The 26,440-nt window shown below is 42.2% G+C and carries 28 protein-coding genes and 1 tRNA gene; 17 read left to right on the top strand and 12 right to left on the bottom strand.

Annotation, left to right across the window (positions count from 1 at the left end):
• Window positions 1–59 precede the first annotated feature (59 nt).
• From comA to MTTB_RS07200, 12 genes are all read left to right on the top strand, one after another.
• The gene (gene comA / locus MTTB_RS07255; RefSeq protein ID WP_248564339.1) at window positions 60–836 is read left to right on the top strand and encodes a phosphosulfolactate synthase; all 777 of its coding nucleotides are present in this window, start codon (window positions 60–62) and stop codon (window positions 834–836) included.
• The gene (locus MTTB_RS07250; RefSeq protein ID WP_248564338.1) at window positions 836–1,612 is read left to right on the top strand and encodes an ATP-binding cassette domain-containing protein; all 777 of its coding nucleotides are present in this window, start codon (window positions 836–838) and stop codon (window positions 1,610–1,612) included. The genes comA and MTTB_RS07250 overlap by 1 nt, the downstream gene beginning before the upstream one ends.
• A 17-nt stretch (window positions 1,613–1,629) precedes the next feature.
• On the top strand, window positions 1,630–2,331 hold the full coding sequence (locus MTTB_RS07245) for a GTP-binding protein (protein WP_248564337.1): 702 nt from the start codon (window positions 1,630–1,632) through the stop codon (window positions 2,329–2,331).
• 53 nt (window positions 2,332–2,384) lie between these two features.
• Entirely contained in the window at window positions 2,385–3,062 is a 678-nt protein-coding gene (locus MTTB_RS07240) for a (Fe-S)-binding protein (RefSeq protein WP_248564336.1), read from the top strand.
• A gap of 6 nt (window positions 3,063–3,068) precedes the next feature.
• Window positions 3,069–3,902, top strand: a complete 834-nt coding sequence (locus tag MTTB_RS07235) for a coenzyme F420-0:L-glutamate ligase (protein WP_248564335.1) — start codon at window positions 3,069–3,071, stop codon at window positions 3,900–3,902.
• A 270-nt stretch (window positions 3,903–4,172) separates the two neighbouring features.
• Window positions 4,173–4,700 (top strand): transcription factor E, encoded by a 528-nt coding sequence (gene tfe / locus MTTB_RS07230; protein ID WP_248564334.1) that lies wholly within the window; start codon window positions 4,173–4,175, stop codon window positions 4,698–4,700.
• A gap of 20 nt (window positions 4,701–4,720) precedes the next feature.
• Complete coding sequence (locus MTTB_RS07225; protein WP_248564333.1) at window positions 4,721–5,197, top strand: TIGR00295 family protein; 477 nt, start codon at window positions 4,721–4,723, stop codon at window positions 5,195–5,197.
• 29 nt (window positions 5,198–5,226) lie between these two features.
• Window positions 5,227–6,681 (top strand): glutamate synthase-related protein, encoded by a 1,455-nt coding sequence (locus tag MTTB_RS07220; protein WP_248564332.1) that lies wholly within the window; start codon window positions 5,227–5,229, stop codon window positions 6,679–6,681.
• Window positions 6,682–6,684: 3 nt separating this feature from the next.
• Entirely contained in the window at window positions 6,685–7,596 is a 912-nt protein-coding gene (locus MTTB_RS07215) for a DUF5591 domain-containing protein (RefSeq protein ID WP_248565313.1), read from the top strand.
• 82 nt (window positions 7,597–7,678) lie between these two features.
• Window positions 7,679–7,975: a metal-sulfur cluster assembly factor gene (locus tag MTTB_RS07210; RefSeq protein WP_248564331.1), complete on the top strand. Its 297-nt coding sequence runs from the start codon at window positions 7,679–7,681 to the stop codon at window positions 7,973–7,975.
• The gene (locus tag MTTB_RS07205) at window positions 7,976–8,542 is read left to right on the top strand and encodes an adenylate kinase (protein ID WP_248564330.1); all 567 of its coding nucleotides are present in this window, start codon (window positions 7,976–7,978) and stop codon (window positions 8,540–8,542) included.
• A 168-nt stretch (window positions 8,543–8,710) separates the two neighbouring features.
• Window positions 8,711–8,784, top strand: a tRNA-Ile gene (locus MTTB_RS07200).
• Here the strand turns inward: MTTB_RS07200 and trpD are convergent.
• The 7 genes from trpD to trpE are packed head-to-tail and all read right to left on the bottom strand — an operon-like array spanning window position 8,766 to window position 15,218.
• Window positions 8,766–9,839, bottom strand: coding sequence for an anthranilate phosphoribosyltransferase (gene trpD / locus MTTB_RS07195; RefSeq protein WP_248564329.1), 1,074 nt, complete (start codon window positions 9,837–9,839; stop codon window positions 8,766–8,768). The two genes, MTTB_RS07200 and trpD, sit on opposite strands and share 19 nt — an antisense overlap.
• A complete protein-coding gene (gene trpA, locus MTTB_RS07190; RefSeq protein WP_248564328.1) occupies window positions 9,840–10,646 on the bottom strand; it encodes a tryptophan synthase subunit alpha in 807 nt (268 codons plus the stop codon).
• A complete protein-coding gene (gene trpB / locus MTTB_RS07185) occupies window positions 10,643–11,821 on the bottom strand; it encodes a tryptophan synthase subunit beta (RefSeq protein ID WP_248564327.1) in 1,179 nt (392 codons plus the stop codon). The genes trpA and trpB overlap by 4 nt, the downstream gene beginning before the upstream one ends.
• Entirely contained in the window at window positions 11,818–12,480 is a 663-nt protein-coding gene (locus MTTB_RS07180; RefSeq protein ID WP_248564326.1) for a phosphoribosylanthranilate isomerase, read from the bottom strand. Before MTTB_RS07180 ends, trpB begins: the two co-directional genes overlap by 4 nt.
• The gene (gene trpC, locus MTTB_RS07175; RefSeq protein WP_248564325.1) at window positions 12,473–13,270 is read right to left on the bottom strand and encodes an indole-3-glycerol phosphate synthase TrpC; all 798 of its coding nucleotides are present in this window, start codon (window positions 13,268–13,270) and stop codon (window positions 12,473–12,475) included. The genes MTTB_RS07180 and trpC overlap by 8 nt, the downstream gene beginning before the upstream one ends.
• 8 nt (window positions 13,271–13,278) lie before the next feature.
• Window positions 13,279–13,866, bottom strand: coding sequence for an anthranilate synthase component II (locus MTTB_RS07170; protein ID WP_248564324.1), 588 nt, complete (start codon window positions 13,864–13,866; stop codon window positions 13,279–13,281).
• A complete protein-coding gene (trpE, locus tag MTTB_RS07165; protein ID WP_248564323.1) occupies window positions 13,863–15,218 on the bottom strand; it encodes an anthranilate synthase component I in 1,356 nt (451 codons plus the stop codon). The genes MTTB_RS07170 and trpE overlap by 4 nt, the downstream gene beginning before the upstream one ends.
• A gap of 103 nt (window positions 15,219–15,321) precedes the next feature.
• Here trpE and trpY point away from each other — a divergent pair, with 103 nt between their 5' ends.
• Window positions 15,322–15,825: a TrpY family transcription regulator gene (gene trpY / locus MTTB_RS07160; protein ID WP_248564322.1), complete on the top strand. Its 504-nt coding sequence runs from the start codon at window positions 15,322–15,324 to the stop codon at window positions 15,823–15,825.
• Here the strand turns inward: trpY and MTTB_RS07155 are convergent.
• On the bottom strand, window positions 15,822–16,064 hold the full coding sequence (locus tag MTTB_RS07155) for a HypC/HybG/HupF family hydrogenase formation chaperone (protein ID WP_248564321.1): 243 nt from the start codon (window positions 16,062–16,064) through the stop codon (window positions 15,822–15,824). The genes trpY and MTTB_RS07155 overlap by 4 nt on opposite strands.
• Before the next feature lie 100 nt (window positions 16,065–16,164).
• On the opposite strand from MTTB_RS07155, the gene MTTB_RS07150 reads away from it, so the two are divergent.
• Complete coding sequence (locus tag MTTB_RS07150) at window positions 16,165–17,457, top strand: FAD-dependent oxidoreductase (protein WP_248564320.1); 1,293 nt, start codon at window positions 16,165–16,167, stop codon at window positions 17,455–17,457.
• Here MTTB_RS07150 and MTTB_RS07145 read toward each other — a convergent pair.
• The 4 genes from MTTB_RS07145 to MTTB_RS07130 all read right to left on the bottom strand — a co-directional run bounded on the left by MTTB_RS07145 (window position 17,454) and on the right by MTTB_RS07130 (window position 22,287).
• A complete protein-coding gene (locus tag MTTB_RS07145; RefSeq protein ID WP_248564319.1) occupies window positions 17,454–18,500 on the bottom strand; it encodes a glycosyltransferase in 1,047 nt (348 codons plus the stop codon). The genes MTTB_RS07150 and MTTB_RS07145 overlap by 4 nt on opposite strands.
• Window positions 18,501–19,141: 641 nt before the next feature.
• Window positions 19,142–20,002 (bottom strand): cell wall biosynthesis protein, encoded by an 861-nt coding sequence (locus tag MTTB_RS07140; RefSeq protein WP_248564318.1) that lies wholly within the window; start codon window positions 20,000–20,002, stop codon window positions 19,142–19,144.
• 20 nt (window positions 20,003–20,022) lie between these two features.
• Window positions 20,023–21,207, bottom strand: coding sequence for a radical SAM protein (locus MTTB_RS07135; RefSeq protein ID WP_248564317.1), 1,185 nt, complete (start codon window positions 21,205–21,207; stop codon window positions 20,023–20,025).
• 24 nt (window positions 21,208–21,231) lie between these two features.
• Entirely contained in the window at window positions 21,232–22,287 is a 1,056-nt protein-coding gene (locus MTTB_RS07130; protein WP_248564316.1) for an mRNA surveillance protein pelota, read from the bottom strand.
• Between the two features lie 93 nt (window positions 22,288–22,380).
• On the opposite strand from MTTB_RS07130, the gene MTTB_RS07125 reads away from it, so the two are divergent.
• The 3 genes from MTTB_RS07125 to MTTB_RS07115 all read left to right on the top strand — a co-directional run bounded on the left by MTTB_RS07125 (window position 22,381) and on the right by MTTB_RS07115 (window position 26,405).
• Window positions 22,381–22,752: a hypothetical protein gene (locus MTTB_RS07125; protein ID WP_248564315.1), complete on the top strand. Its 372-nt coding sequence runs from the start codon at window positions 22,381–22,383 to the stop codon at window positions 22,750–22,752.
• Between the two features lies 1 nt (window position 22,753).
• Window positions 22,754–24,058, top strand: coding sequence for a prephenate dehydrogenase (locus tag MTTB_RS07120; protein ID WP_248564314.1), 1,305 nt, complete (start codon window positions 22,754–22,756; stop codon window positions 24,056–24,058).
• 154 nt (window positions 24,059–24,212) lie between these two features.
• Window positions 24,213–26,405: a CDC48 family AAA ATPase gene (locus MTTB_RS07115; protein ID WP_248564313.1), complete on the top strand. Its 2,193-nt coding sequence runs from the start codon at window positions 24,213–24,215 to the stop codon at window positions 26,403–26,405.
• The last annotated feature ends 35 nt before the right edge of the window (window positions 26,406–26,440 follow it).

The raw sequence follows: 26,440 nt of genomic DNA, 5'->3' as shown, positions 1-26,440 counted from the left end.
TAATCCACCTAGGCCAGGAGGATAACATCCTGGCCATGAGAATGAAAGGGTGAACTATAATGTATGCCTTTAATTTTTTAACACCAGCTAGGATAAGAGAACAATATAATACAGGTATTACTATGATGTTGGATAAAGGTTTAGGCCCCAGTATGGTAGAGGATTTCCTTAGAATAGCTGGTGAACATTTAGATTTTGTAAAATTTGGATGGGGTATTATAGGCTTGTGTGATAGGGATATTATAAGAGAGAAGATCAGGATTTACAGGGATTATGGGGTTGAGGCGCACCCTGGTGGCACACTCTTTGAAATAGCATATATCCAGGGCAGGTTTGAAGAGTATCTCCGTGAAGCGGAAAAACTCGGCTTCAGATACCTTGAAATATCGGATGGTTCAATAGACTTGTCAAGGGAGGAGAAAACTAGGATAATAGAGGATGCAATAGATCATGGATTTAAAGTGATTTCAGAGGTTGGTAAAAAGGATCCTAGGAAGGATAGGATAATAGGTCTCAGTGAAAGAGTGGAACTTGTGAAGGACGATCTTAGGGCGGGTGCAGAGAAGGTCCTGATGGAAGCCAGAGAAGGTGGCCAGAACATTGGAGTATACGATGAAAAGGGTGATGTTAAAGAAGATGAAGTTGAATATCTCATAGATCATTTGCCAGTGGAAAAGTTGATATGGGAAGCTCCACAAAAAAATCAACAAGTCTACTTCATACTGAAAATAGGACCTAACGTCAACCTTGGTAACATACCACCAGAGGATGTTATTTCCCTTGAAAGCATGCGAAGAGGGCTTAGAGGGGATACTCTAGGAAAGGTGAAGCTCTAATGATAAAAAGGGTGACAATATTAGGCGGCTATGACAAGTTCGGGGAAAAAGAACCCGTCAGAAGAGTTGATATAAACAGGGGTGAAATATTTGGCGTGGTAGGCCCCACAGGTAGTGGAAAAAGTTCACTAATAGCTGATATTGAACAATTAGCCCAAAGGGACACTTTCTCTAGGAGAAAAATACTCGTAAATGATAGAGAACCAACATACGAGGACCGCACCAACCCCCGTAAGAAGATGGTGGCCCAATTGTCACAGAACATGAACTTTTTGGCTGACATGACTGTGGGCGAATTTTTAACACTCCATGCTAAGTGTAGAGGCGCCCATAAATCCTGCGTAAACAAGGTTATAAAATTGGCTAACACATTAACAGGCGAACCCATAAAAAAGAACCATGACCTGACAATATTAAGCGGGGGACAATCAAGGGCCCTCATGGTAGCTGACGTGGCCATAATAAGCGATTCTCCAATAGTGTTAATCGACGAGATAGAGAATGCTGGTATAAGGAAGCATGAGGCCCTGGAGGTTCTCTCAGGGCATGGTAAGATCGTTATGGTGGTTACGCATGATCCGATCCTTGCCCTGATGACTGATAAAAGGATCGTTATGAAGAACGGTGGCATGCAAAAAATAGTTACAACAACAGCCCATGAAAAGGAACTCTCAAAGGAGCTGAGTAAAATAGACGATTTACTCCTCAACTTAAGGGACAAGGTAAGACATGGGGAGATCATAGAGGATATACAACTTAAAGGTTTAACTGGCTAGTGGGGGTTAGCATAAGGATGAGGATGGTTATAGTGGCGGGGACTCCTGGCTCTGGTAAGACAGCGGTCTTAGTACACGTTTTAAGGAGTCTTATGAGGGATGGTTTCACGGCATCGGTTGTTAAAATTGACTGCCTATACACTGACGATGATAAAAAGTTTAAGAAGATAGGCGTACCAACCCTCACGGGCTTGTCAATGGACATGTGCCCAGACCATTACGCGATATACAATATAGAGGATATGATAGACTGGGCGCGAAAAAACAATTCAGATTTTCTCATAATAGAAACTGCTGGATTATGTCATAGGTGCGCGCCCTATACAAAAAACTGCCTGGGTGTATGTGTCATAGACGCTACAAGCGGGCCTAACACGCCATTGAAGGTCGGTCCGTTCCTTTCAACAGCGGATATTGTGGTGGTAACGAAGGGTGATATGATATCACAGGCTGAACGTGAAATATTCAGGGAGAGAATATTAGAAGTAAACCCTAATGCTAAGATAATAGAAGCTAATGGTTTAAGTGGCCAGGGTTGCCTGGAATTGGCTGATGAGATGGTTAAAAGCCCTGAGGTTTCCCTTGGGAGTGAAAAACTCAGGCACTCAGCCCCACTTGCGGTATGTACGTTGTGTGTGGGTGAAACAAGGGTTAACAAGAAATATCATAGGGGAATACTCCGGAGAATAGATGGTTTCCAAACATACCAGGGCGAGTAGGGTCGCTCCTAATTCCAAGCTTTTCAGAATATATTTTTTTGTGAGAGGTTTCTATGATGGAGAAAAGATCGGTTAAGGAAGAGATTATTTCACTCCTCCCAGGTTTTAATTGTGGTATATGCGGTTATGCAAGATGTGATGAATTTGCAGGCGCTCTAATAAGGGGATATGCTAAAGTCGAAGATTGCAGATTCCTATACCAGGAGATTTTCGCAGAGAACCTTGATGAACTTCAAAGACTACTTAAGGAGGAGAAAATAATACCCGAGGAGAAGGTGATAGTAGGTCTCCTAGATAATTACGAGGCTGACTTTCTATTGAAACCACTCCCTGGTGAGAGTTCCTGCCGGGAAATACTTTATCCCTTCACGAATGAAGAACTTGATGTGGGGGAGGTGATCCGTTACAGGCCCCTTGGTTGTCCCATAACACATTTTGCCAGGATAATAGATGAGGTTCATGGTCTTATCACTGTTCATATAGTGGGTCCATGTCACAGGCTTGATAAGGATTTTGAATTCAAGGAGATTGGAATATGTCTTGTCAGCGGATTTGAGGGTATAATAGAGGGGAGGTTACCTTCCGTGGGCGAGACTGTCCGTTTCATACCCCATCATTGTATGATGCAGAAGGTACACTCTGGAGTGATAGTGCAATTGGAGGGTGAAAGGGCCCTTATAGAAGGGATTGATTTGAAAGTGTGGGCTCCACCTATAAAATTGGGAAGATGATCTCCCATGGGCGAGTATAGGATTATCCCAGTGAAAACAGGCTATATAAGACCTAATGAGGGCTTGGATAAGCTTATAGATAGGGCCGGTCCGATGGTTGAGGACGGGGATTATCTTGTAATTTCTGAGACGCCTGTGGCCATATCACAGGGGCGTATAGTTGATGAATCAGAGTATGAACCTTCTTTTTTAGCTTTTTTACTTGCGGATGTGTGGTCTAAGTATATTTGGGGTTATATACTGGGGCCCTTGTTCAGGGTGAAAAAGAGGACGGTGAAGAATCTGAGAAGACTCCCAAGGGAGGCCAGAGCCCATAAGGAGGTTGTGCTCAGATATTATGGTATTAAGCATGCTTTGAAGCCAGGTTCCGAGGCTGGTGTTGATTTGAGTAATCTCCCAGGGACTCTAGTAGCTCTTTTACCCGAGGATCCTGAAGGTGTTTCAGAGCATGTTGCCAAGAGTATACAGGATAGGTATGGTAAGGATGTTACTGTTATTATAATTGATACTGATGCTACTTACAAGTTGGGGGGATATTATTTCACTCCCTTGCCCTGTGCTGTGGATGGTATAAAATCTGATACTGGATTTTGGGGTTATCTTCTTGGAAGATTCTCAGATACGGTGTTACCAACGCCACTTGCAGCTTCAGAGAAGATTGACTTGGAGGATATGCTTAGGATAGCGAAGATTGCAGAGGATTATCATAAGAGTCGTGGAGATCATATTGAAACAGTCTATGATATGGAGAAGATCTTTAAAGAAGAAAAGGATAATATAACTATTAGGAGTCTTGAATCAATTGAACATGTGCCCGCACTTATAATCAGGGAACTTTAACCCCCATCATAGGATATGGGAATAGGAGTGGAAACTCCTTGTGTAGGTTAATTAGCTGGTATGGGTGGGGTTTACGGGTGGGTTTATGTTGAACCTCGAGAGGGGGTACCAATATTTAAAAACTTCCATTTCTCTTTTATATATAAATTTATATAATATTAGTTTCATAAGATTACATACAAAAATCTAAAAGTGGTACTGTCAGATTACGGGAAAAATAGCAGCGCAAGTTTTTCAATAGGTTGTTTTCAAGTGCCAGGGGGAGTTTAATTGATTAACAATACACTAATACAAGAGTTGATCCATGAAATAGTCAATGAGGAGGAGGGTGTGCCAGTAGTTGAGTGCTTGATGAGGGGGAGTATAACCGATGAGGAGATAGCCGAGAAAACCCACTTAAAATTGAACACGGTCCGCAGGATATTATATAAACTCTATGATGCAGGTATAGCAAGTTACAAGAGGAGCAAGGACCCTGAGACTCAATGGTACACTTACACGTGGAAATTCGAATCAGAGAAGGTTGAGGAGATAATAAAGAAAAGAAACCAGGAGATCGTGGAAAACCTGAGGGAACTACTGGCATTCGAAGAAAATAACATGTTCTTCGCATGCAAAAACGGCCATTACCGGTACACCTTTGATGAAGCTGCTGAAAACAATTTCAGATGCCCAGAATGCCATGAGAAACTTGAATATATGGACAATTCAGAGATAATACAACAACTCAGAAGGGAACTGAGCCTATATGAAAATAATGGCTCAGAAATACCCTTGAACTTCAAATCTTATTCTTAAAAGGGATTTCAGGTGACTTTTTGAGCATCCGCCTGCTTAAAGAAGTTGGCTGTCCCCCCTGGGTCATAGACCATTCTAAAAAGGTGGCCGAAAAGGCGCTTGAAATATCCAAGAATTTTAAAGTTGATAAAAAACTGATCAGGGAAGCCGCCCTTTTACATGACATAGGAAGATGCAAGACTAACAGCATTCAACATGGAATAATAGGGGCCAAAATCCTCAAGGAGAGAGGATACCCTAAGCGGATAATAAGGATAGTTGAAAGGCATATAGGGGCTGGCATACCAAGGGATGAGGCTATCCTATTGGGCCTACCCCCAAAAGATTATATGCCAGTCACCCTAGAAGAGAAGATAGTTGCACATGCAGATAACCTCATCAACGGGGAAAGGGAAGTAGACATATCATTTGTAGTGGAAAAATGGAAAAAGAGGCTAGAAGAGGATCATCCAGCAATTGAAAGACTTAAAAGATTGCACAGAGAACTCAAACTTTGACTTTCCAGGTTTATGGGGGGGTGGTGTAATTGCCAGAGGGTGAGTGTCTTTGCCCGAAATGTCCAAGTTATCCTTTCCATGGAGAATCATTATATTGTCTTAGGGGTAACAGCCAATCCGAGGTGCATGAGAGGGGGTGCCTTTGCGCATCATGCCCAGTATACTATGAAAAAAAACTAGAAGGTCTTTATTTCTGTAACAAAGACCTTATAGGTGATGAGCGCATTTTCATGCGCCGGAGGAGAAGGGGCGAAGACCATAGAGACTATGAGAAGATTATCCAGATAAAGATAATGGCAAAGGGAAAAAAGGTTATAGGTTCAATGGGCTCCCAAAAAAAGCCACCATACACATTCGATGATATAAATTTCATACCAGCACAGGTACATAGGATACCATTAAATGAGGATGAAAAGGTTAACACGAAGGTTACAATCGGCCCAGAGGCTGAAAAACCGCTTAAAGTCAATTCACCCATCATAATAAGCGGAATGAGCTATGGTGCCATATCAGAAAAGGCTAAAAAGGCCATTGCAACTGCGGCTAAAAGATTAGGTGTGGCCTATAATTCGGGTGAAGGGGGAGTGCTCGAATATGAGTTGGAGGTTGCATCATCCCAGCTCATCCTACAATATTCAACTGGAAGATTCGGATTAAACAAGCATATTATAGAGAAGGCCGCTGCCATAGAAATAAGATTTGGCCAGGGAGCCTATCCTGGTAAGGGAAGTTATCTACCCCCTGAAAAGATAAGTTCAGACGTGGCGCGGATAAGGGGCATAAGAAGGGGTGAAGGAGCCTATTCACCAGCCCATCATTCTGATATAAAAAATGCTGAGGAGTTGGAGGAAAAAATTGAATGGCTCCGCAAAGTTAGCTCCGGGGCCCCCATAGGGGCCAAGATCGGATGTGGGCACATAGAAGATGATATCAGATTACTCCTTGATTCTGGTGTTGATTTCATAAGTATTGACGGGTTTGGTGGGGGTACGAGCACGGCTTTCACGCATATAAGGGATAATGTGGGTCTTCCACTCATCAGCGCGCTTCCAAGGGCGGATCGCATAATTAAAAAGGCCGGGAAAAGGGATGAGGTCTCCCTTATAGCTGGTGGCGGTCTCAGAACTTCAGCCGATATGGCGAAATGTTTAGCTCTTGGCGCTGACGCCATCTATATTGGCACCGCAGCCCTCATAGCTCTTAACTGTGAACAACACCGTCTATGTCATACTGGGATGTGCCCTACTGGCATCACAACACATGATCCCCACCTACTGAAACATTTCAACCTTGAAAATGCAACCAAAAGGTTGGAAAACTTTATAAAGGTTGCTACTGGTGAGATTGCTGATTTCGCACGGGTAACTGGCAAGGATGATATTAGATTGTTAGATGATTCTGATATATTCTCCTTTAAAAGAGAACTTGCAGAACTTGCAGGTATAAAATGGTTGGATGGTTCAATACCCGGGAGGGATTCCTAGATGATGAGGGTGCAATGTTCCATTGAGGAATCCCTTTATCGTCCGGAGGCTGTCCGTTGGCGTAAGAGGATGAAACTTTTAGAACCTATTGGAGAGGCGGTGGTAATATTACCTTGTAGTATGAAAAAACCCTATTCAACTTCTAGGTCTCATCAGATATTCAGGAAGGTTACTCGGAGGATCCAAGAAGTGATACTAACGTCACCCTTCGCCATCTGCCCAAGGGAGATGGAAAATACATATCCAATATCATCCTATGATGTTTCAACAACTGGCAGATGGTCATGGGAAGAAAAAAAGGTTACAGGTGAGGTTTTAAGTGAATATGTTAAGGATAGGGATGTTATAGCACATGTAACCGGCGGCTACAGGGAGGTCTGCGAGGAGTATCTTGATGAATGTAAATTCACTTGCATAAACGGTAAACCAACATCCAAAGAATCCATGGAAAACCTTAAGGAGAATATAAGAGGTTATAAGAGGATACCTGCACGTATAAAACTTTTTAACGGGTTAAAATCTATAGCAAAGTACCAATTTGGGGAAAAAGGGGCTAATATAATACCTGAAGATTTCAAGATAAAGGGGAGATATAATAAGATAATCCTAGACAAGGATAATAATCACCTTCACACTTTAATGATGGACAGGGGATTATATGTGCCCACACTCCATGGGGGGCGTCTACTAGCAGATTTAAAGATTAAATGGGTTGAAATAGACTTCAAATTAGATTCAAACACCCTATTCGCACCAGGGGTGGTGGACGCGGATCCTAATATAATCCCAGGAGACGAGGTTATAATAACACGAAAAGAAGAACTTGTCGGGGTTGGTAAAGCAATCCTAAACGGAGAAGAGATGATAAAAGCAGAATATGGTGTGGCAGTTAAAGTGCGTCACAGAACCAAATAATAAACTATTTAAATGCTAAACTATGATAAAGATTAGAAAAATCAAACCCCCCCATCATCAAATCATAATCAGAGGTAATATAATGGCAGATGATCTTGTGAAGAAAATAGAGGAAGCTTTGGCAAAGGTCTCAGATCCACATATGGGTATAAGTATAATGGACATGGGACTGGTCGAAAACATCGAAATAGAACAGAGAGACCAGACAATAGCTAAGATAACAATAAGACCAACCAATCCCGGTTGCATGAGCGCGGCTAGGATGGCCATGGATGCGAAGAACATGGTGGAACAGGTTGAAGGAATCGACAGGGCTGAAATCATCATAGCAGGACATCTAATGGCAGATGCTATCACAGAAATGGTAAACAAGTTATAAATGCCAAGGAAAAAGGATCTTATAAGCGTGGTCGGAGTACCGGGCGTGGGTAAAACCAGCCTGTGTAAAAAATTATCAAAGAAAGTGGATTATCCCCATATAAACTATGGAGACCTCATGTTAGAGATCGCAAGGGAAAAAAGCCTCGCAGAGACAGAAGATGAACTATTTTCACTCCCCATACGAACACAATACCAAGTATGGGAAGAGGCAGCACTCCAAATAAAAGAGCAAAGAAAAGCCCTAGTAGACTTGCATGGCCTTGACCAATCACCTATAGGCTACATATTATCACTACCCATCAAAATAATAAAACCTTCCCTGATAATATTGATAGAATCACCCCCAGAACTTATACTACTCAGAAGAAAGCATGACCCAAAACAGAGGATAAGGGATACAATCCAAACCTTAACTGAGCACATGGAAATGTTAAGGATGTCAATGATGATATCCTCTGTCATGGTAGGATGCACACTATCCATAATCCAAAATGTAAACTTTAAAGAAGCCCTAAATGAGATGAAAAGACTATTAGTATTCCATCAACGCATTTCAGATTCATAGTAAAAAATATTTATATGGGGGAAACCAGTACCTCTATAATGTCTATGGATCCAGTCATCATCTAGGATGGGATTCCCGGAAGGGTAAGGTTTATTGGAGTATATAATATTATGGGCTTACAGTTCCTATTGGAGGATCTGATTTGAGCATTTATAAGTGAAGGTTGGGGGGCCCGTGGCTCAGGTGGTTAGAGCGCACGGCTGATAACCGTGAGGTCCTGGGTTCAAATCCCAGCGGGCCCATCCCTCGTAAATTTGATGAATTCTTTCAATTTTTTCAGGGCGTCCCCTGATTCAACACGTTCTCTGCTTATCTCCACGGCATCTTCAAGGTTCTTGGCTTTCCCTCCTAAATAAAGGAGGGCTGCGGCATTCGCGAGTGTGATGTTAAGTCGTGTTTCAGTCGCTTTTGAATCTTTTTCACCCTTTAAAACGGATAGGAATATTTTGAGGTTTTCATGGACTGTGGGCGCTGCTTTTATTGATTCGGATTCTCCGTTTTCTAATCCGAAGTCTTCTGGGTATAATCTTTTTGTATGGATTTTACCATTATCTAGGATGGCGGTGTGTGTTTTGCCCATGATGGATATTTCATCAATGGCGGGTTCGCCTTTTTCATCGAAACCGTGCACTACCATGGCCTTTTTAACGCCTAGTCTGGAGAGGACCTCTGCTAGTGGTTTCACATAGGATGGGTCGAAAACGCCTAATAATTGTATTTTGGCTTTTGCCGGGGATGTTAGCGGGCCTAGGATGTTGAATATTGTTCTTATGCCGAGTGTTTGTCTTATGTGCATTACGTTACGGGTGGCTGTGTGGAATTTTGGCGCGAACATGAATGTGATTCCTATTTTTTCTAGTGAAAGTTCTACTTTTTGGATGGGGATGTCTATTTTCACCCCAGCCGCTTCTAGGATGTCAGCACCTCCGCATGAACCTGTAACCGCCCTGTTTCCATGTTTTGCTATTGGAACTCCTGCTGATGCTGCTATTATCGCGGCTGCTGTGCTTATATTGAATGTTTTGAGTCTGTCGCCCCCGGTACCGCAGCTGTCAACGACATCCACCCCTGGGGGTGTTTTGATTGTCTTGCAAGAATCTCTCATGGCCTTTGCGAATCCTGTTATCTCTGGGACTGCTTCTCCTTTTGTGGCTAGAGAGCTTAGTATTGCGGCTGTTTGGATGTCGTTGAGTTTTCCATGGATCATGTCCATCATACAATTGTATGCTTCCTTTTCTCTTAGATTTGTGCTTGTTGTTATCTTCTGGATAATATTATTAAATTCAACCTCTATCATCTATGGCCTCCTTGTGGCTTTTTTCATCTTCTTGGTGAATCTTGCGATTTCTTCGAGGATTTTTTCCCGTTTGTCCAAGTTTTTCGCTATTATATCTATTATCGCGCTTCCTACGATGGCCCCATCGGCCCCCGCCTTGGTTATTTCTTTTATATGTGATGGTTTGGAGATTCCGAAGCCCACCATTACTGGGAGTTTCCCATTTTCTTTAACCCTTTTTATGAAGGTGAGGGTGCTTTTTTTAACTTCTTTTCTCGCGCCTGTGACTCCCATGACTGATACGAGGTAGTGGAATCCTGATGCGTGTTTTGAGATCATCTTCAGTCTTTTATTGGAGGTGGTGGGGGCTATGATGAATATTTGATCAATGTTATATTTTTTTGAGGCTTTGAGGGCTTCTTCTGCTTCTTCTGGGGGTAGGTCTGCGATTAGTATACTGTTGACACCGGCTTTCATTGTATCTTTGTAGAATTTTTCCACGCCACGTTGGTAGATGAGATTGTAATAAACGAGTAATCCTATGGGTATTGGTGTGAATTTTCTCAATTTTCTTAGAAATTTGAAGCATTTGTCTACTGTTATTCCATTTTTCAGGGCTCTTGTGTCTGCTTCCTGTATTGTTGCACCGTCTGCTATTGGGTCTGAGAATGGGAATCCTATTTCGAGCGCATCTGCGCCATTGTTGATTAGGGTTTTTGCTATTTCTAGCGAGGTTTTGAAATCTGGATCTCCTATTACAATGAATGGCATGAGTGCAGCTTCTTTTCTCATTTTAAGGTCTGTGAACATTTCATGGTATGTTTTCATGGTCTCACTCCTAGTAGTTTAGCTGCTAGAAACATGTCCTTGTCCCCACGACCTGAGAGATTCACTATGATTGTTTTACCCTTGTTTTCAGGTTTTTTAGCATATTTTTCCATGTAGGCTATTGCGTGGGCGCTTTCAAGGGCTGGCATGATACCCTCATATTTTGAGAGTAATTGGAAACCTCTTAGAGCTTCGTGGTCTGTTATAGCCACGTATTGTGCCCTTCCAATCTCTTTGAGGTGTGAGTGTTCCGGTCCAACCCCTGGATAGTCTAGTCCGGCTGATACTGAATGTGCTTCCTTTATTTGGCCATCTTCATCTTGTAGTACTTTGGATAGTGAACCGTGTAGTATTCCTTTGGTGCCTTTGCAGAGTGTGGCTCCATGTTCGCCCGTTTCTAGGCCGGTTCCGCCTCCTTCGACTCCTATGAGTTCTACATTGTCTTCTATGAATGCGGAGAATATCCCTATGGAATTGCTACCACCACCTACGCAGGCCATGATAACATCTGGCAGTTCTCCTTCTTTTTCCAGTATCTGTTGTCTGGTTTCGTCTCCGATTATGCTCTGGAAGTGTTTTACCATTGTGGGATAGGGGTGGGGGCCTACTGTGGAGCCTATTAGGTAGTGTGTGTCTTCTATGTTGCTTATCCAGTCTCGCATTGCCTGGTTGATGGCGTCTTTTAATGTTTTTGATCCTGTATCTACTGGTATGACCCTGGCTCCTGAAATTTCCATTCGGAATACGTTGAGTTTTTGGCGTTCTATGTCCTCTGCTCCCATGTAAACGTCTACTGGCATTTTTAGCATCGCACCAACTGCTGCTGTTGCTATGCCATGTTGTCCAGCCCCTGTTTCAGCTATTAACCTTTTTTTACCCATATATTTTGCTAAAAGTCCTTGTCCTAGTGTGTTGTTTATTTTGTGGGCTCCTGTGTGGAGTAGGTCTTCCCTTTTGAGGTATATTTTGCATCCTAGTTTTTTGGAGAGGTTTGATGCGAAGTATAATGGGGTTGGTCTTCCTGCAAATTCTCGCAGGTAATAGTCGAGTTCTTTGTTGAATCTATTATGATCTTTGTATTTGAAGAATGCTGATTCTAGTTCTTCTAATGCTGGTATTAGGAGTTCTGGTACGAATATTCCACCATATTTGCCGAATTTGCCGTCTTTTATCATCTGATCACCTTGTCCACGTAATCTAGCAATTCCTTGATTTTACTTGGATCTTTTATCCCTGGTGATTTTTCGAGGGATGAATTAAAATCCACAACATCGAAATGGGAATCTATAAGCTTGTAATTTTCCTTTAGGCTTTGGAGGTTCATCCCACCGGCGAGAAAAAGTTTTATACTCTTTTTTGTATGTGTGGCGATATTTGCTGCTTGGCATGCTATATCTATTGGTATTTGTTTTCCTGTTCCTCCTGTTTTCCCTTGGAGTTCATAATCGAATAGTATGGCGTCTGAGACTCTGGTGAAGGATTTTATTTCCTTTTTTTTCTTTGGGGTTAGTGTGTCTGGGATTCCAACAGCTTTTATGAGTAGCACGTTTTTTGGGAGTTGAATTTTTAGTTTTTTTATTTGTGATGGGTTGAGGGAGTGGAGTTGAATATTGGATATGTTTGTTTTTTCAACCTTTTCTGTGACTTCTTCTGGGTTTTTTGGTTCTAATACGAGGACGGCTTTTTTCTTGTCGGTTGCCAATTTCATGATCTTGGTTAGTGGGAGATAGCGGGGTGATCTTTTAACGTTTATGAATCCTATGTAATCCACTTTGTCGGTGATTAGTTTGAGGTCTTCTCTGTTTGTTATACCGCAGATTTTGATCTTATTCAATTCGGGGTCCTCCCTTGGGGGTGATGGTTCCTGCAATTAAAAGGTCTTTTATAAAATCTGCTGGGTTTTTTGATTTCATGACTCCTGTTCCTATTAGAATTGCGTCTGCACCATATTCGCGGAGTATTTTAACATCTTCTGGTTCTTTCACTCCACTTTCTGATACTAGGATCTTTTCTTTGGGGATGAGGGGTGCGAATGCCTTGGTCCTGTTCAGGTTGATGGTAAAGTTGTTTAGGTTCCGGTTGTTTATCCCTATTATTTCTGCCCCGTTTTCAAGGGCTTTGCAGATTTCTAGGGAATTTCCACATTCTATGAGGGGTTCCATGTGTAGGCTCTTGGATAGTTGTATAAATGCTTCTAGGTTGGGGCATATGCTGGCTATTAGGAGTATTGAGCTTGCTCCATAGGCTCTTGCTTGGAATATCTGGTATTCGTCTATTATGAAGTCTTTCATCAGGATTGGAATGTCTGTTATTGATTCTGCCCTTTCAAGGTGTTTAATGTCTCCATTGAAGAATCTTTTTTCCGTTAAAATTGATATGGCACTTGCACCCCCACTTTCGAACGATTTTACACTTTCTTCTAATTTTTTTGATGATATGGGTCCTGTTGAGGGTGAAGCCCTCTTATATTCGCATATGATGGAAAATCCTCTATTGAGCGCCTTTTTAAGATCCTCTGGGGGGTTCTTTGTACTTATTTTATCCTTTAAGTCATTGATTGGTTCCTTGTTTTTGATTTTGGAGATTTCTTTCTTTTTTTCTGTGATTATTTTCTCTAGTATCATTTTGGGATTCACCTGTTTAGGAGGAAGTTTTTGAGTATTGCCTTTCCATAGGCTGTTCCTATGGATTCTGGGTGGAATTGTAAGCCGTAGATTGGATATTTTCTATGTTTTATTGCCATGATGATCCCGTCTGCGGACCATGCTATTATTTCGATTTCTTCTGGTATTTGGAATGAGTCGCATGCGATTGAATGGTAGCGTGTGGCTTTGATGGGGTTTGGGATATTTTTGAAGATGTGGTTGCTATTGTGGAATATTGTTGTTACTTTTCCGTGTGTGGGCTCTATGTAGCATAGTTTGCCGCCGAATGCTGTGTATATTCCTTGGTGGCCAAGGCAGACACCTAGTATTGGTTTGTTTTTGAATTTTTTGATTATTTCATGGCAGTATCCGAAATCTTTCTTGTTTAGGGGGGTGCCTGGTCCTGGTGATATTATTATACTTTCGATTTTTGACCTATCGAGGTTTAGGAGCTTTTTATCGTCGTTTCTCAGTACTTTGAGGGTTTGGTTCATGTTTTTTTCTTTCATGATTTCTCCGATGAGTTGGTGGAGGTTGTATGTGAAGGAGTCATAGTTGTCGATTAGGAGTATCATCTTTTTTCACCCGCTATTTTGAGTGAATATAGGAGTGCTTTTGCCTTGTTTTCGCATTCTAGGAATTCTTTTTCTGGTATTGAGTCGTATACTATGCCTGCGCCGGCTTGTATTTTGCCTTGGGTTCCTTGGGTTATGAGGGATCTTATTGTTATTGCAAAGTCGGCATTTCCGTTTAATGAGAGGTATCCTAGGGCTCCTGCGTATGCGCCTCTTGGTATGCCTTCTATTTCATCTATTATCTCCATTGCACGTATTTTGGGGGCTCCTGTAACCGTCCCCGCGGGGAATAATGATGATAGTGCGTCGATTGCTGTTTTATCCTCTCTGAGCTCTCCTTTTACATGGGAGAGGATGTGTTGTACGTGTGAGAATTTTTTTATGCTCATGTATTCTTTGACTTTGACTGAACCATATTTGCTGATTCTTCCTATGTCGTTTCTTGCAAGGTCTACTAGCATTAGGTGTTCTGCTAGTTCTTTTTCGTCTGATAAGAGTTCGGCTGCGATTTTCTTGTCTTCTTTTTCATTGGATCCTCTTGGGCGCGTTCCTGCGATGGGAAATGTTTCAACGTTCCTTTTTTCGACTCTTACGAGCATTTCTGGGCTGGAGCCTATGATTTCCCTTTCACCTAGTTTGAGGTGGTACATGTATGGTGAGGGGTTAACTTTTCGCAGGGCTTCGTAGAAGTGGAGTTTGTTGCCTTTTATCTTGTATTTGTGGGCGTTTGATATTACTGCTTGGAATATTTCTCCTTTGTTTATCCTCTCTTTTGTTTCTAGGACCATTCCCTCGTATTGGTCTTTGGAAAAGATTCTTCCTTTGTATTTGAAGGAGAGTTTTTCATGGTCTTGGGGGTTGTCCTTTGAGGCTTCTTTTATGTGATCTAGTCGGTTTTCTGTGAGTGTTATGTAGGTGCATTTGCCTGTGAGGTGGTTGAATTTTATTCCATCGAGAAATAGGCCGAATTCGAAGTCTGGGAAGTCTGGGGGTTTTATTGGGATTTTGTCGAAGAATCTTGCAGATTCGTATGAGATGTATCCTACTAGTCCGCCTGCGAAGCCTTTGGATTTGTTTTCTTTTTTCAGGAAATTTTTTATGATGTTAAATGGGTTTTTGGTGTGTATTTTTTCTTTTGTGTCTTTTGTTTCTATTTCGAGGATGTTTGATTTTGCCCTGATGGTTAATATGGGGTCGAAGCCTATGAAAGAATACCTTGAGAGTCCTGTGTCGCTTTCCATTGATTCCAGGAGAAAAACAGAATCATTGTTGTGGTATAATTGTTTGAATAATTTGAATGGGTCTTTTAGGTCGAGTTTGAATGCCTTAGGGGTTTTTCCAAAAGTATTCACTTCCTTGCATGGTTATTGCTCCTTGTTGTCTATGCACAAAATACTTATACTTTAAAGTACTATTTAAATCTTACTTGTATAATAATGTACATTGGTGGTTTTGATGTGGGAGAAAATAAAACACAAATTCCAAAAATACCCTGCAAGAATAAACGTGGCCAAAAAAATCGTAGAACTCGGATTCCGAGTAAACACCAACGGGAAAATATACTGTGGAGACGTGGAAATAAGTGACATGGCCCTTGCAAGAGCCGTTAACGTTGACAGAAGAACAATAAGAGCAACCACACAAGTCATACTCCAAGATAACGACCTAAAGGAAATCTTCAAAAACATAATACCGGCAGGAGCCCTGCTCAAAGAAACGGCAAAAAACCTCGAATTTGGAGTTGTTGAAATAGAAGCAAACGCCAACAGCCCGGGAATATTAGCAAAAGCAGCAACCCTAATAGCCTCCAAGGGCATAAGTATAAGACAAGCACATGCAAGCGACCCAGAACTTGAAGAAAACCCAAAACTGACAATTATAACAGAAAAACCTATCCCAGGCGATCTCCTTAAAAAATTCCTAGAAATAGAAGGAGTGAAGAGAGTCTCAATATACTAATCCAGGTCCTCCTCTTCAAGAACCTTCAACAGTTCATCCCATGCTTCCAGAGACTCCCTCGCAGCCTGATCAGACAGAACCTCGATGGCATAACCTGAATGTACAAGGACATATCTACCCTCTCTAACATCCTCCACAAGATCAAGCTTAACCTTCTGCCTCACACCACCAAAATCAACCACTGCACTATTCTCTTCCTCGTCAATCTCTATTATCTGAGCAGGCGCTGCTATACACATTCCTAATCCCTCTCCATATATATACAGATAACACTATAATGATACTTGAAACAGCTTACTTATAAAAGTTATTAAACAATACCAGTGGAGGGCACACCCCATGAATATCATTATAGGTGGAGGTCCGGCTGGGAGAGCAGCCGCCCTAGAATTAGCATCATTGGAAGAGGATGTTACAATCATAGAAAGGAATCATCTAGGCGGAACATGCCTAAACCAAGGCTGCATGGTCATATGCGGACTAAGAGACATAACAAACTTTTTATCTGATGCTAAAACCCTCAATGAACACCACATCCTAGAATTGGATTACAAGATAGAATACGAGAAGATAGCAGAGGGTGTCAAAAGGACAATCGCAAGGATAAGAAGGATAACAGAAAAGGAAACCAAAGATGCGGGTATAGAGGTGATATATGGGGAGGCGAAGGTCCCTGACAATAAACATGTGGAAGTAGAGGGTGAAAAACTCGACTATGATAATCTGATAATAGCAACAGGCGCAAGACCATACACACCACCAATCAAGGGGAGTGAAAACGCTATAAACTACCAGGACATCCTGAACCTAGAAGAGACCCCAGAGAGTTTGATTATAATCGGCAGCGGGATGATAGCGGCTGAAGTGGCCAACATATTCTCAATACTAGGATCTAGGGTCCATATCATATGCAGGGGAGAATTCCTGAAGGATATAGATGGGGAAATAAGGGATTACATAACTAGAATACTATTAAGGGATGTTGAAATCCATACAAACACTAGGATAAAAAGTATAAAAGGAGGGGCTGTTGAAACAGACAAAGGTCACCTAGAGGGGCTCCCGTTCCTGGCTACGGGCATGATCCCCAATTCGGAGATAATAGATATTGTCAAAAAGGGCAGAAGAGGAAATATCATAGTCGATGATAGGATGCAGACAACCTGCCGGAACATTTATGCTGCAGGTGATGTTATTGGGGGGATTGGGACCACACCAGTCGCGCGTATGGAAGGTTCCATAGCAGGATTAAACGCTGCGGGGATAGAAAAAAGGGTGGACTATACTTATATTCCACATGCGATATCACTAGGCTATGATGTAAGTTATATTGAAATGGGAAAAGCTAGGGGAGAAAAGTCTGTTGAGGGGAAAATGCCAGGGGCTGCAGGTCCTGGTTCGTTCTGGAAGGTCCTAGATGATAATACGGGCCTTGGTAAAGTCCGGGTAGACCTTGAAACAGGGACTATAGAGAAGGTTTATTCAATAGCCCCTTCAAGTCGTAATGTTGTGGCTTACCTTTCACTCCTTTTAAAGTTGGGCGTTAAAACCTATGATTTCGAAAAATTTGTAGAAACTCACCCCTCAACTGATGTTATCTATAAGTTAATGCGTTTTTTCGCAAAATATTAAATTTTCTTCATCGCGGTTTTCATGATTATATCGGCGATCCTGTCACCAGCTTTTATAACCTTCTCACCATAGGATGATGCTTTTTTTCTCATTTCATCCTTCATTTTAAGCGCCCTTTTCAGGGCGTCTTCGAGATTGTTCAAGTCGCTTTCAATAACGGCCCCGGGGAACACGGACGCCATATTATGATATCTCCCATATTTAACACCCTTTAATGCGATTATTGGAAGTTTGCATGCTATGGCTTCGTGTATCATGAGACCATCATCAGATAGCACTGCAATGTCGGTGAGGGTGTAGAGGTCTGGAATCCAATCTATATATCCTAGGTTTATGATCTTGGGACTTTTTAGGTATTTTTCATATTCTCCCTTTAGTGGGTGGCCTATTACAAGAATATTCGCTTTTATATCTGTTTCACTTATCTTTTTCGCGGCTTTTGCCATTAGTTCAAAGAGTGATGAGCCGGAGGAAAATAGTATTGTTGGAAGATCTTCTTTGTAGGATGATGGCATTTTTTTAAGGGCGTTTTGAGGGTTGCCCATTGTAATTTTGGGGTCTATTGGTGAGTATGAACTGTGAAGATTTTTACCTTTTATCCCAAAAAGGCTAGATTCTGGTAACATTATGGTTGGGTTGAGGATTCTGCATATTTTTGCATCGGTTGGAGTGTTTGATATGCCCACGGCGGGTACTCTGGCTAGTTTAGCCGATAAACAGCCGATCACAGCCCCGCCACCTATAACACCAACCACTATATCCGGTTTAACCTCCTTTATCAACTTGTAGCCTTCCCATGTAGCCTTTAGGGCTTTTAAGGCAGCTTTAAATAGGCTGGATTTTGTGGCGGCATGGCCTCCGGCTTGGGGTATCAGCGTCTTGTACCATTTTATATTTCTCTTTTTGAAGAGTATACCGAGGGCTGTGTGATCTAGTGCAAATTCGCATTTAAAGCCTCTATTGGAAAGGGTCTGCGCTATATTAAGTCCCATTACAGCGTCACCACCCATACCACGGCCTGTGATCATGAACAATGCTTTCATCTTTTCACCTCAAAGTCCCACCCTGGGGGGCTCCAAATTTTCTGTAAAACCTTTTGGACGCTTCCTATAGGGGTATGCTATAGGGTCCTGGGGGGTATAATTTGTCCCAATTCTTTTGTAAAAAGTTTGGATATTTCAGTGTAATTGTTGGTGGGGATGATTATTCATCCCTTGTTATAATTATTTTCTTGTTTGGTGTTTATGAGATTTTATCCAGGGAAAACTAGATGAGACTGAATTGGGGGGATGATCTAGTGCTGGAGGTTTGGTGTATTCTTCGGAAAAAAGCAATTTTTTAATTATTATCGGCGGGGAAGCCCCCTGATGAAAGCTCGAAAAGTTTAAATTTTAGAACATGGTTGGGGGGATCCTTGTCTCGCCAGGAAAAATCCACAACGCCTCCAGGACCCGGTTCTTCCACATATTATCCTATAAAAGCTAATAGGATGGTGAAGAAGGTGAACCCAACAGACACAAACAGAGGGGATTATCCTATGATCTATACAAGGATTATATAGCTAACAGGATATTTGGCACGGGGTTGGGGACACGTTCCGGGTCATGGGAAACCCCCACATCTACGTGGTGTACTGGTAAGGCTTTGTCATTGGAACACCTGCAACTGGGGGTAGTTTAGGAGACTATTGTATGTGTGGATTGTGTAATAGTCTTCTGAATCCTAGGATTTTCAGCATCCTATTTTTGATCTTGAATTTTTTATCTTTTAGTATTAGCCGTCTTAGCAGGTCTCCGAGTCCTCCACCACTTATAACATCCATAAAGCAGTCGCCCAGGGTTGGGTTTTCGATTTTAAGGTTTTCTTGGATGTAGTTTTTCAAGTTTTTTCTTCTTATCAGGGCTATTATGAGTGTTGTGAGTAAGAAGAATGCTAGAACGGTTGTGAATCCTCCGAGGAGGTGGAAGCTTATGCCAAGGGCTATGGCGTAACTGTGGTTGCCTATTTCTCCCATCATCATTTTCCCTTTGTAGTCTAGGGGTGAATATGCTAGGCAAGTAGCTAATATTAGAATGGGGAGGTATGTGGGTTGGTTTTTGAGCAGGGATAAGATGGTGACTAGAAGTGAGGTTGTTATTATGGTGGTGCATGCGGCTCCTGGTTGCATGTCTGCAATGTTCAGGGGTTGTATCATGAAGGCTACAATGATGCTGGAGGGGCCCATGATGGGATATCCTAGGATGGAGATGGTTATTATCCCGAGACCTCTTGCTAATTGTCCCCATTCAATCTTTGAGTTTTTTATCCTCTTTCTCCCTAGGATATCGTCTATGAACGCTAGGATCCCCATTATCCCCACTAGGAGGTTGTAGGGGGCTGGTAGGAATAGTATGAGGATGATGAATGGTGCTAGGCCGGTTCCGCGTGGCGTGCCCCCTCTGATTTTGGTGTAGAGGTTGGTGGATTTGGCATATTTTTCTATTAGATATTTTATTGTTGGGGTTAGGAGTAGTGTTGTGATTGTTGCGATGATAATCTTTATCATGGCCCCCACATCATCAAATTTTATGGTCCGATATGGCCGTGTATGGTTTGAACGATGACTATCTTGAGGCCTTCATTGTTTAGTAGTTTTTTTATTTGGATCATTTCATTGAATGTTGGTCTTTTGATATTTTGTCTTCTGAATTCTGGCCTGTAGTCTAGTATGCAGACTTGGATTTCTGGGTTGATTTTGCGGATTTTTTGTCCCATTTTTTTGATTTCCTTGATGGTTATTAGTTTTTTATTGTATGGTATGCCTATTCCTAGGTATACTTTTTCTTCGTAGTTGTTGATGGTGTATTCTGTGGCGTTCCATGAATTTTCCAGGTATTCTTTTGCGATTTTTTCGTCTTTTATGCCTGTTATGTGTTGGAATGTTCTGGTTTTGAGGGCTTTGAGGTCTATGCCTATTTGTGTCATTCCTTTTTTTACTAGCTGGTCTATGTAGGCTGGGTTTAGGATTGTCCCGTTTGTGTCAATGTGTATGTTAACTTTTCTTTCTCTTTTTATTCTTTGTATTGTTTCAAGTAGCCATTCTTTGTTTAGTGTGCATTCTCCACCTGAGAGTGTTACTGTGCCTGTCATGTATATTGATTCGAGGCCTAGTAATATTTCGGCTGTTTCTTTGGGTTCTAGTATGGGGGCTTTTGCTGTGAATGCGATGCGATGGTTTTGGCATTGTGGACATCTTAGGTTGCATCCGTGTGTGAATCCGACAACTTCTATGGGGGTTATGCTGTTTTTTAGATAGTATGGTGTTCCAACTCCACCTACCATGTGGGCGCCGAATCCGCTCACGACTCTTAGGGGAGCTTTGATCTTTGTTTCTATTTCCATGCCCTCTGATAGGGGTGTTATGCATGATAGTGCTATTTTGTTGTTTATTTTGACTGCGCAGGTCCAGCAGCCTCCACATTCGCATGGCATGAATATGGTGTTTTCTGGTGATTTTCCTGTGTCTATTCCAGCGGCTTTGAGGGCGTCTTTCACGAGCCCCGCTGCCTTCACGGGTTTATCATCTACTGTGACCCTTACCTCCTCTTTTTTGGTCTTGTCCAATTTTATGGCCTCGTATGGGCATGCTAGTGTGCATGCTCCGCATTCGAAGCATTCGCCTTTCTCGGCTGCCTTTTTCACGTTTCTCGCGGGGCATAGTACTAGGTTGCAGGTGTTGCATCCTCTGCAGTTTTTGATTGTTATCCCCATGTTTTTACCCATCCCTGGGCTTTTTTAGTGTATTTTGAATCTTAGAAGGGCTGCTATTCCACCGAGTGCTTCTAGTTGTTTGCCGCCTTCGTGTTCGCTGCTTATTAGTATTATTTCGCCGCCCATGTTTTCGACTAGGTCTAGTAATGTTTCTTTTTCGCTTACGAGTTTGTCTAATATTAATAATTTTTTTATTGCGCCCATGTTGGCTGCTTCTTTAACTTCTTTTTCACCGTAGGCTATCAGATCTGATGATTTTGCTATTTCTTCCAGTATTTCGTTGACGTTTCTGATTTCTTTTGCTATTCTGTTTTCTGTGGCCGCGCGTTCGATTGTACCCTTTTTTAGGACTTCTTGTATCCCTACACGGCCTCCGGTTCCGGTGCTTTCTATTATAGAGATTTTAGCCAATTTTGGATGTTTTTCTTTTAGGTAGGAGTGGAAGTCTGTTTTTGTGAATCCTGGTCCTGCGATGACGATTAGTTCTAATCCCTTCAGGTTTTTTATGGCTTCTATTATTTTTTCATAGAATTGGATGATTTTTTTTCTCCGGTTTTTTTGTTGTATTCTTTTGCCTGGGATGTCCCCTATGATGGGACCGTAGTATTCTATCCCGTATTGTCTTATGAGCCCTATATCTGCCGTGTCATCCTCTAGGGCCAATATTATAGCATATAATCTTTTCGACGACCTTATAGCGTCTTTTAATCTTCTCAGAGCCCACTTGGACCAGGTTTCTTTTTTTATACGTAGTGGTGTGTTTAATTTGATCTCTATTGTGTGGTGTGAGCCTAATGGTACTAGATCCTCTGGGCCTTTTTCTATGGTTCCTGTTGCCCTTAGTTTGCCGGTGTATCTGTGAAATTTCACAGATTCTACACGGATTCCTAGATAGAATGTTTTTTTCACGCCCCTGTCACTTCTTATCCTCTTGCCACTGGTATCCTGTATTCTGCGCGTGGTCTTTGAGGATACGAGGTCGCCTTCTTCTATTATATGAGATAAGTGCCAGAGATCATCGAGGGTTTCGGGGATTAATTCTATGATCCCCTTTTTTTTGTCTTCTTGGATTATCTTCATTTTCACACCCAATAGAAAAATCTAATAATATAGTGGACTTACACTAATACTAGGTTATGCTTGGATGATATAAGAGTTAGGGAGGATAGCTAAATGGGAGATTATGAGGCTGGAACGGCAACTTTTATCGGTATAATATTTGGGATTGTCATGTTCCTATTCTTTGGTGGAGTTTTTATATTCGTCTTTGTAGGTTTCCTCGCCACTTATCTGACGAGGGAGGAGGATAGGAGTTCTAGTGTGGGTGCGATAGCAACTTTAATCCTCGCGATTATATTGTTCATCTATAATATGATAATGGGGCCTGAGATGCCATATTGGATAAGTAGTATGCTTGGGGTTGACATGTTCAGTTTTGTTGCTGGTTTCCTCTTAACGTGTTTCTTGGCAGTTTGTCTTGGCGGTTTGGGTGGTTTTTTGGCTGTTAAGGTATCCTGTGGGGGTAAAACTGAACAGGTAGGATAGTATGAAGATTGCGGTTATTGGCGGTACACGGGGCCTTGGGAAGTGGATAGCTAGCTTTCTTAAGGGTGAGGGTTTTAGGGTGGTTATAACTGGTAGGGATAGGGTTACTGGGGAGAATGCTAGTAGGGAGCTTGGTGTGGAGTATTGTCATGATAATGTTAGGGTTGCGAGGGATTCTGATATTGTTATAATATCTGTGCCTATTGAGAATACTTTTGATGTTATCAGGGAGGTTGCTCCTGTTATGCGTCGGGGTTCTTTGCTTGTTGATGTGACTTCTGTGAAGGAGGAGCCTGCCCGTTTGATGGAAGAGCTTGTCCCTGAGGGTGTTGATGTTCTCCCTACTCATCCTATGTTTGGTCCTAGGATACGTTCACTTGCTGGTCAGGTTGTGGTTTTAACCCCCTTGAGGAGGTCTGAGTGGGTTGATAGGGCTGTTAGTTTTTTAAGGGAGCGTGGTGCCAGGGTTTTGGTCACTTCCCCTGAGAAGCATGATAGGATGATGAGTGTTGTGCAGGTGCTTACGCATTTTGCTTATATTAGTATTGCGTTGACTATTAGGGGTTTGGGTGTTGATGTGGGGGAGTCTAGGCGGTTTGCGAGTCCTATTTATAATCTTATGCTTGATACTATTGCCCGGATAGTTTCGCAGAATCCTTATTTGGCTTATTCTATACAAGTTTATAATAGGTATGGTGAGAGGGTGCGGGGGGAGTTTATGGGGGCTGTTGAACGTTTAGAGGATCTTTTAAGGCGTGAGGATAGGGATAGTTTTGTTAGGTGGATGAGTTTCGCCGCTAAGAGCCTTGATGATGTTGAAGCTTCCCTTGGAAGGTCTGATAAGGCTATTTTTGCTTTGAATAGGGAATTGGATGTTTTGAAGGATTCTATTGGTAAAGAAGTTGGTCTTAAACATATCTATTCTGGTAATGTTCATGTTGGGGTTTTGGAGTCTGTTGATCCCGATTTTGCCGTTTTGAGGGTTGGTAAAAGGCGTGTAAAGTTGAAGGTGTCGAATATTCGGGTTTTGGGGAGGGAGAAGCTCTGGGACTGGAAGGTGGAGAATCTTCCTAGGCGTACTTATGATATTTCAGCTATGTTCCCTGAAGGTTGTGATCCTGAGATTATACGGGAGGTTATTGAGGGTTTGGATGGTGTTGTGAAGGCTCATGTAATTGATATTTATAGGGGTGATCAGATACCCTCGGGGATGGTGAGTGTAACTTTTAGGTTTGAGGTTATTGATCCTGGGGTTTATGAGAAGGTTAGGGGTTTGCTTGAGGGTTTTGGCGCGATTATAAGATAATAACCACCCCACCTCCTCATATATAAAGTTACCGAAAACTTTATATAATATAAACTACATTTGTATTATAGTTACAAAAGTTTACTAAAATATTAGGATAACCCTATTTTAATAAATAACAAAAAAATAATAAGATAAAATAAGGTGGACTAAAATGGAGAAAAAAGAAATAAAACTCAAAGTAGCCGAAGCATTATCACAAGCAGATGTCGGCAGGGGAATAGCCCGACTCGACCCCCAAGCAATGGAAGAACTAGGCATCAAAGACGGTGACATCATCGAAATAGAAGGAAAAAAGCTCACAGCAGCCACAGCTGCATCATCACAATCAGACATAGGCCTAGGAATCATAAGAATAGACGGATACCTACGTAAAAACGCACGAGCATCCATAGGAGAAGAAGTAACAGTAAGAAGAGCAGAAGTAAAAGAAGCCGAAAAAGTCGTGCTAGCACCAGTAGAACAACAAATCATAATAAGAGGAGATATAAAATCAGCATTCCTCAACAGAGTACTCGTAAAAGGAGACATAATAGTATCAGGGATAAGACAACAAATATCCACAGGCAGCCTATTCGACGAACTACTCCGAGACTTCATGGACATATCACCACTAGGAGAAATAAAACTAGCAGTAGTATCAACAAAACCCTCCGGAGTCGTTAAAGTCACAGACATGACAGACGTCGAAATACAACCACAACCAGTAGACGTAAGCAAACTCGAAGGAGTCACAAACCTCGTAGACGTAACCTACGAAGACATCGGAGGCCTGAAAGAAGAAGTCAAAAAAGTAAGGGAAATGATAGAAATCCCACTAAAAAGGCCAGAACTCTTCGAAAGACTGGGAATAACACCACCAAAGGGCATACTAATGTACGGGCCGCCAGGAACAGGTAAAACACTCCTTGCAAAGGCGGTTGCAAACGAAAGCGACGCACACTTCATAGCAATAAACGGCCCCGAGATCATGAGCAAATACGTCGGAGGATCAGAAGAAAGACTCAGAGAAATATTCGAAGAAGCAGAAGAAAACGCCCCATCAATCATATTCATCGACGAAATAGACGCAATAGCACCAAAAAGGGAGGAAGTAACAGGAGAAGTTGAAAGGAGGATAGTCGCACAACTCCTAACACTACTAGATGGTCTTAAAACAAGGGGCCAGGTCATGGTCATCGGAGCCACAAACAGGCCAGACGCACTAGACCCCGCCCTCAGAAGACCTGGAAGATTTGACAGAGAAATAGAATTAGGCGTGCCAGACAAAGACGAAAGAAAAGAAATACTAGAAATACACACAAGGGGCATGCCACTGGCAGACGACGTCGACCTAGACGAATTGGCGGAGATAACACACGGTTTCGTGGGCGCAGACCTAGAATCACTCTGTAAAGAAGCTGCAATGAGAGTGCTCAGAAGAATACTACCCGAAATAAAAGCCGACGAGGAAATACCAAAGGAAGTCCTCAAAAAGATGATAGTAACCAAGGAGGACTTCAAAAACGCCCTAAAGGACATACAACCATCAGCACTCAGAGAAGTACTAGTACAAGTACCTAACATAACATACGATGACATTGGAGGACTTGAAAAAGCAAAACAGGAACTCAGAGAAGCAGTAGAATGGCCCCTTAAATATCCTGAAAAATTCAAAGAATTCGGCATAAAACCACCAAAGGGCATACTATTATACGGATCACCAGGAACAGGTAAAACACTCCTAGCAAAGGCGGTGGCAAACGAAAGCGAAGCCAACTTCATAGCAGTCAAAGGACCTGAACTGCTCTCAAAATGGGTTGGCGAATCAGAAAAGGGCGTGAGAGAAGTATTCAGGAAGGCCAGGCAGACAGCACCGACAATAATATTCTTCGATGAAATAGACTCAATAGCATCCAGGAGAACAGGCTCAGAAGCCGACTCAGGAGTAACCCAGAGAGTTGTCAACCAACTATTAACAGAAATAGACGGCCTAGAAGAACTACAAGACGTGGTTGTAATAGCGGCGACAAACAGGCCAGACATCCTAGACCCTGCCCTGCTAAGACCTGGAAGATTCGACAGGCACGTGAAGGTTGAAGATCCGGACAAGGAAGCCAGACTCGCAATATTCAAAGTCCACACAAGGAAAATGCCACTGGCAGACGATGTCGACCTAGAGAAGCTGGCTGAGATGACAGAAGGTTATGTTGGCGCTGACATCGAAGCAATCTGCAGAGAAGCGGCCATGCTAACACTCAGACAAGACATGAACGCAAAGGAAGTTCCAATGAAAAACTTTAAAGAGGCCATGAAAAAAATAAAACCGAAGTCAACCATGATGGAGGAGCAAGTCCAATACCTCTAAAAAAATTACCTTTTTTTGTAAGAGAAGGGATTCCT

This window comes from Methanothermobacter tenebrarum, assembly GCF_023167465.1.
Taxonomy (GTDB): Archaea; Methanobacteriota; Methanobacteria; order Methanobacteriales; family DSM-23052; genus Methanothermobacter_A; species Methanothermobacter_A tenebrarum.
Note: the sequence above shows the minus strand (reverse complement) of the source record. Positions and strands in the feature narration are given on the sequence as shown.

Bases quoted from the DNA above. Each gene is read 5' to 3' on its own strand.
- comA (WP_248564339.1), top strand. From the start codon at position 60: ATGTATGCCTTTAATTTTTTAACACCAGCTAGGATAAGAGAACAATAT.
- MTTB_RS07250 (WP_248564338.1), top strand. From the start codon at position 836: ATGATAAAAAGGGTGACAATATTAGGCGGCTATGACAAGTTCGGGGAA.
- MTTB_RS07245 (WP_248564337.1), top strand. From the start codon at position 1,630: ATGAGGATGGTTATAGTGGCGGGGACTCCTGGCTCTGGTAAGACAGCG.
- MTTB_RS07240 (WP_248564336.1), top strand. From the start codon at position 2,385: ATGATGGAGAAAAGATCGGTTAAGGAAGAGATTATTTCACTCCTCCCA.
- MTTB_RS07235 (WP_248564335.1), top strand. From the start codon at position 3,069: ATGGGCGAGTATAGGATTATCCCAGTGAAAACAGGCTATATAAGACCT.
- MTTB_RS07215 (WP_248565313.1), top strand. From the start codon at position 6,685: ATGAGGGTGCAATGTTCCATTGAGGAATCCCTTTATCGTCCGGAGGCT.
- MTTB_RS07210 (WP_248564331.1), top strand. From the start codon at position 7,679: ATGGCAGATGATCTTGTGAAGAAAATAGAGGAAGCTTTGGCAAAGGTC.
- MTTB_RS07205 (WP_248564330.1), top strand. From the start codon at position 7,976: ATGCCAAGGAAAAAGGATCTTATAAGCGTGGTCGGAGTACCGGGCGTG.
- trpD (WP_248564329.1), bottom strand. From the start codon at position 9,839: ATGATAGAGGTTGAATTTAATAATATTATCCAGAAGATAACAACAAGC.
- trpA (WP_248564328.1), bottom strand. From the start codon at position 10,646: ATGAAAACATACCATGAAATGTTCACAGACCTTAAAATGAGAAAAGAA.
- trpB (WP_248564327.1), bottom strand. From the start codon at position 11,821: ATGATAAAAGACGGCAAATTCGGCAAATATGGTGGAATATTCGTACCA.
- trpC (WP_248564325.1), bottom strand. From the start codon at position 13,270: ATGATACTAGAGAAAATAATCACAGAAAAAAAGAAAGAAATCTCCAAA.
- MTTB_RS07170 (WP_248564324.1), bottom strand. From the start codon at position 13,866: ATGATACTCCTAATCGACAACTATGACTCCTTCACATACAACCTCCAC.
- trpY (WP_248564322.1), top strand. From the start codon at position 15,322: ATGTGGGAGAAAATAAAACACAAATTCCAAAAATACCCTGCAAGAATA.
- MTTB_RS07155 (WP_248564321.1), bottom strand. From the start codon at position 16,064: ATGTGTATAGCAGCGCCTGCTCAGATAATAGAGATTGACGAGGAAGAG.
- MTTB_RS07150 (WP_248564320.1), top strand. From the start codon at position 16,165: ATGAATATCATTATAGGTGGAGGTCCGGCTGGGAGAGCAGCCGCCCTA.
- MTTB_RS07145 (WP_248564319.1), bottom strand. From the start codon at position 18,500: ATGAAAGCATTGTTCATGATCACAGGCCGTGGTATGGGTGGTGACGCT.
- MTTB_RS07140 (WP_248564318.1), bottom strand. From the start codon at position 20,002: ATGATAAAGATTATCATCGCAACAATCACAACACTACTCCTAACCCCA.
- MTTB_RS07135 (WP_248564317.1), bottom strand. From the start codon at position 21,207: ATGGGGATAACAATCAAAAACTGCAGAGGATGCAACACCTGCAACCTA.
- MTTB_RS07130 (WP_248564316.1), bottom strand. From the start codon at position 22,287: ATGAAGATAATCCAAGAAGACAAAAAAAAGGGGATCATAGAATTAATC.
- MTTB_RS07125 (WP_248564315.1), top strand. From the start codon at position 22,381: ATGGGAGATTATGAGGCTGGAACGGCAACTTTTATCGGTATAATATTT.
- MTTB_RS07120 (WP_248564314.1), top strand. From the start codon at position 22,754: ATGAAGATTGCGGTTATTGGCGGTACACGGGGCCTTGGGAAGTGGATA.
- MTTB_RS07115 (WP_248564313.1), top strand. From the start codon at position 24,213: ATGGAGAAAAAAGAAATAAAACTCAAAGTAGCCGAAGCATTATCACAA.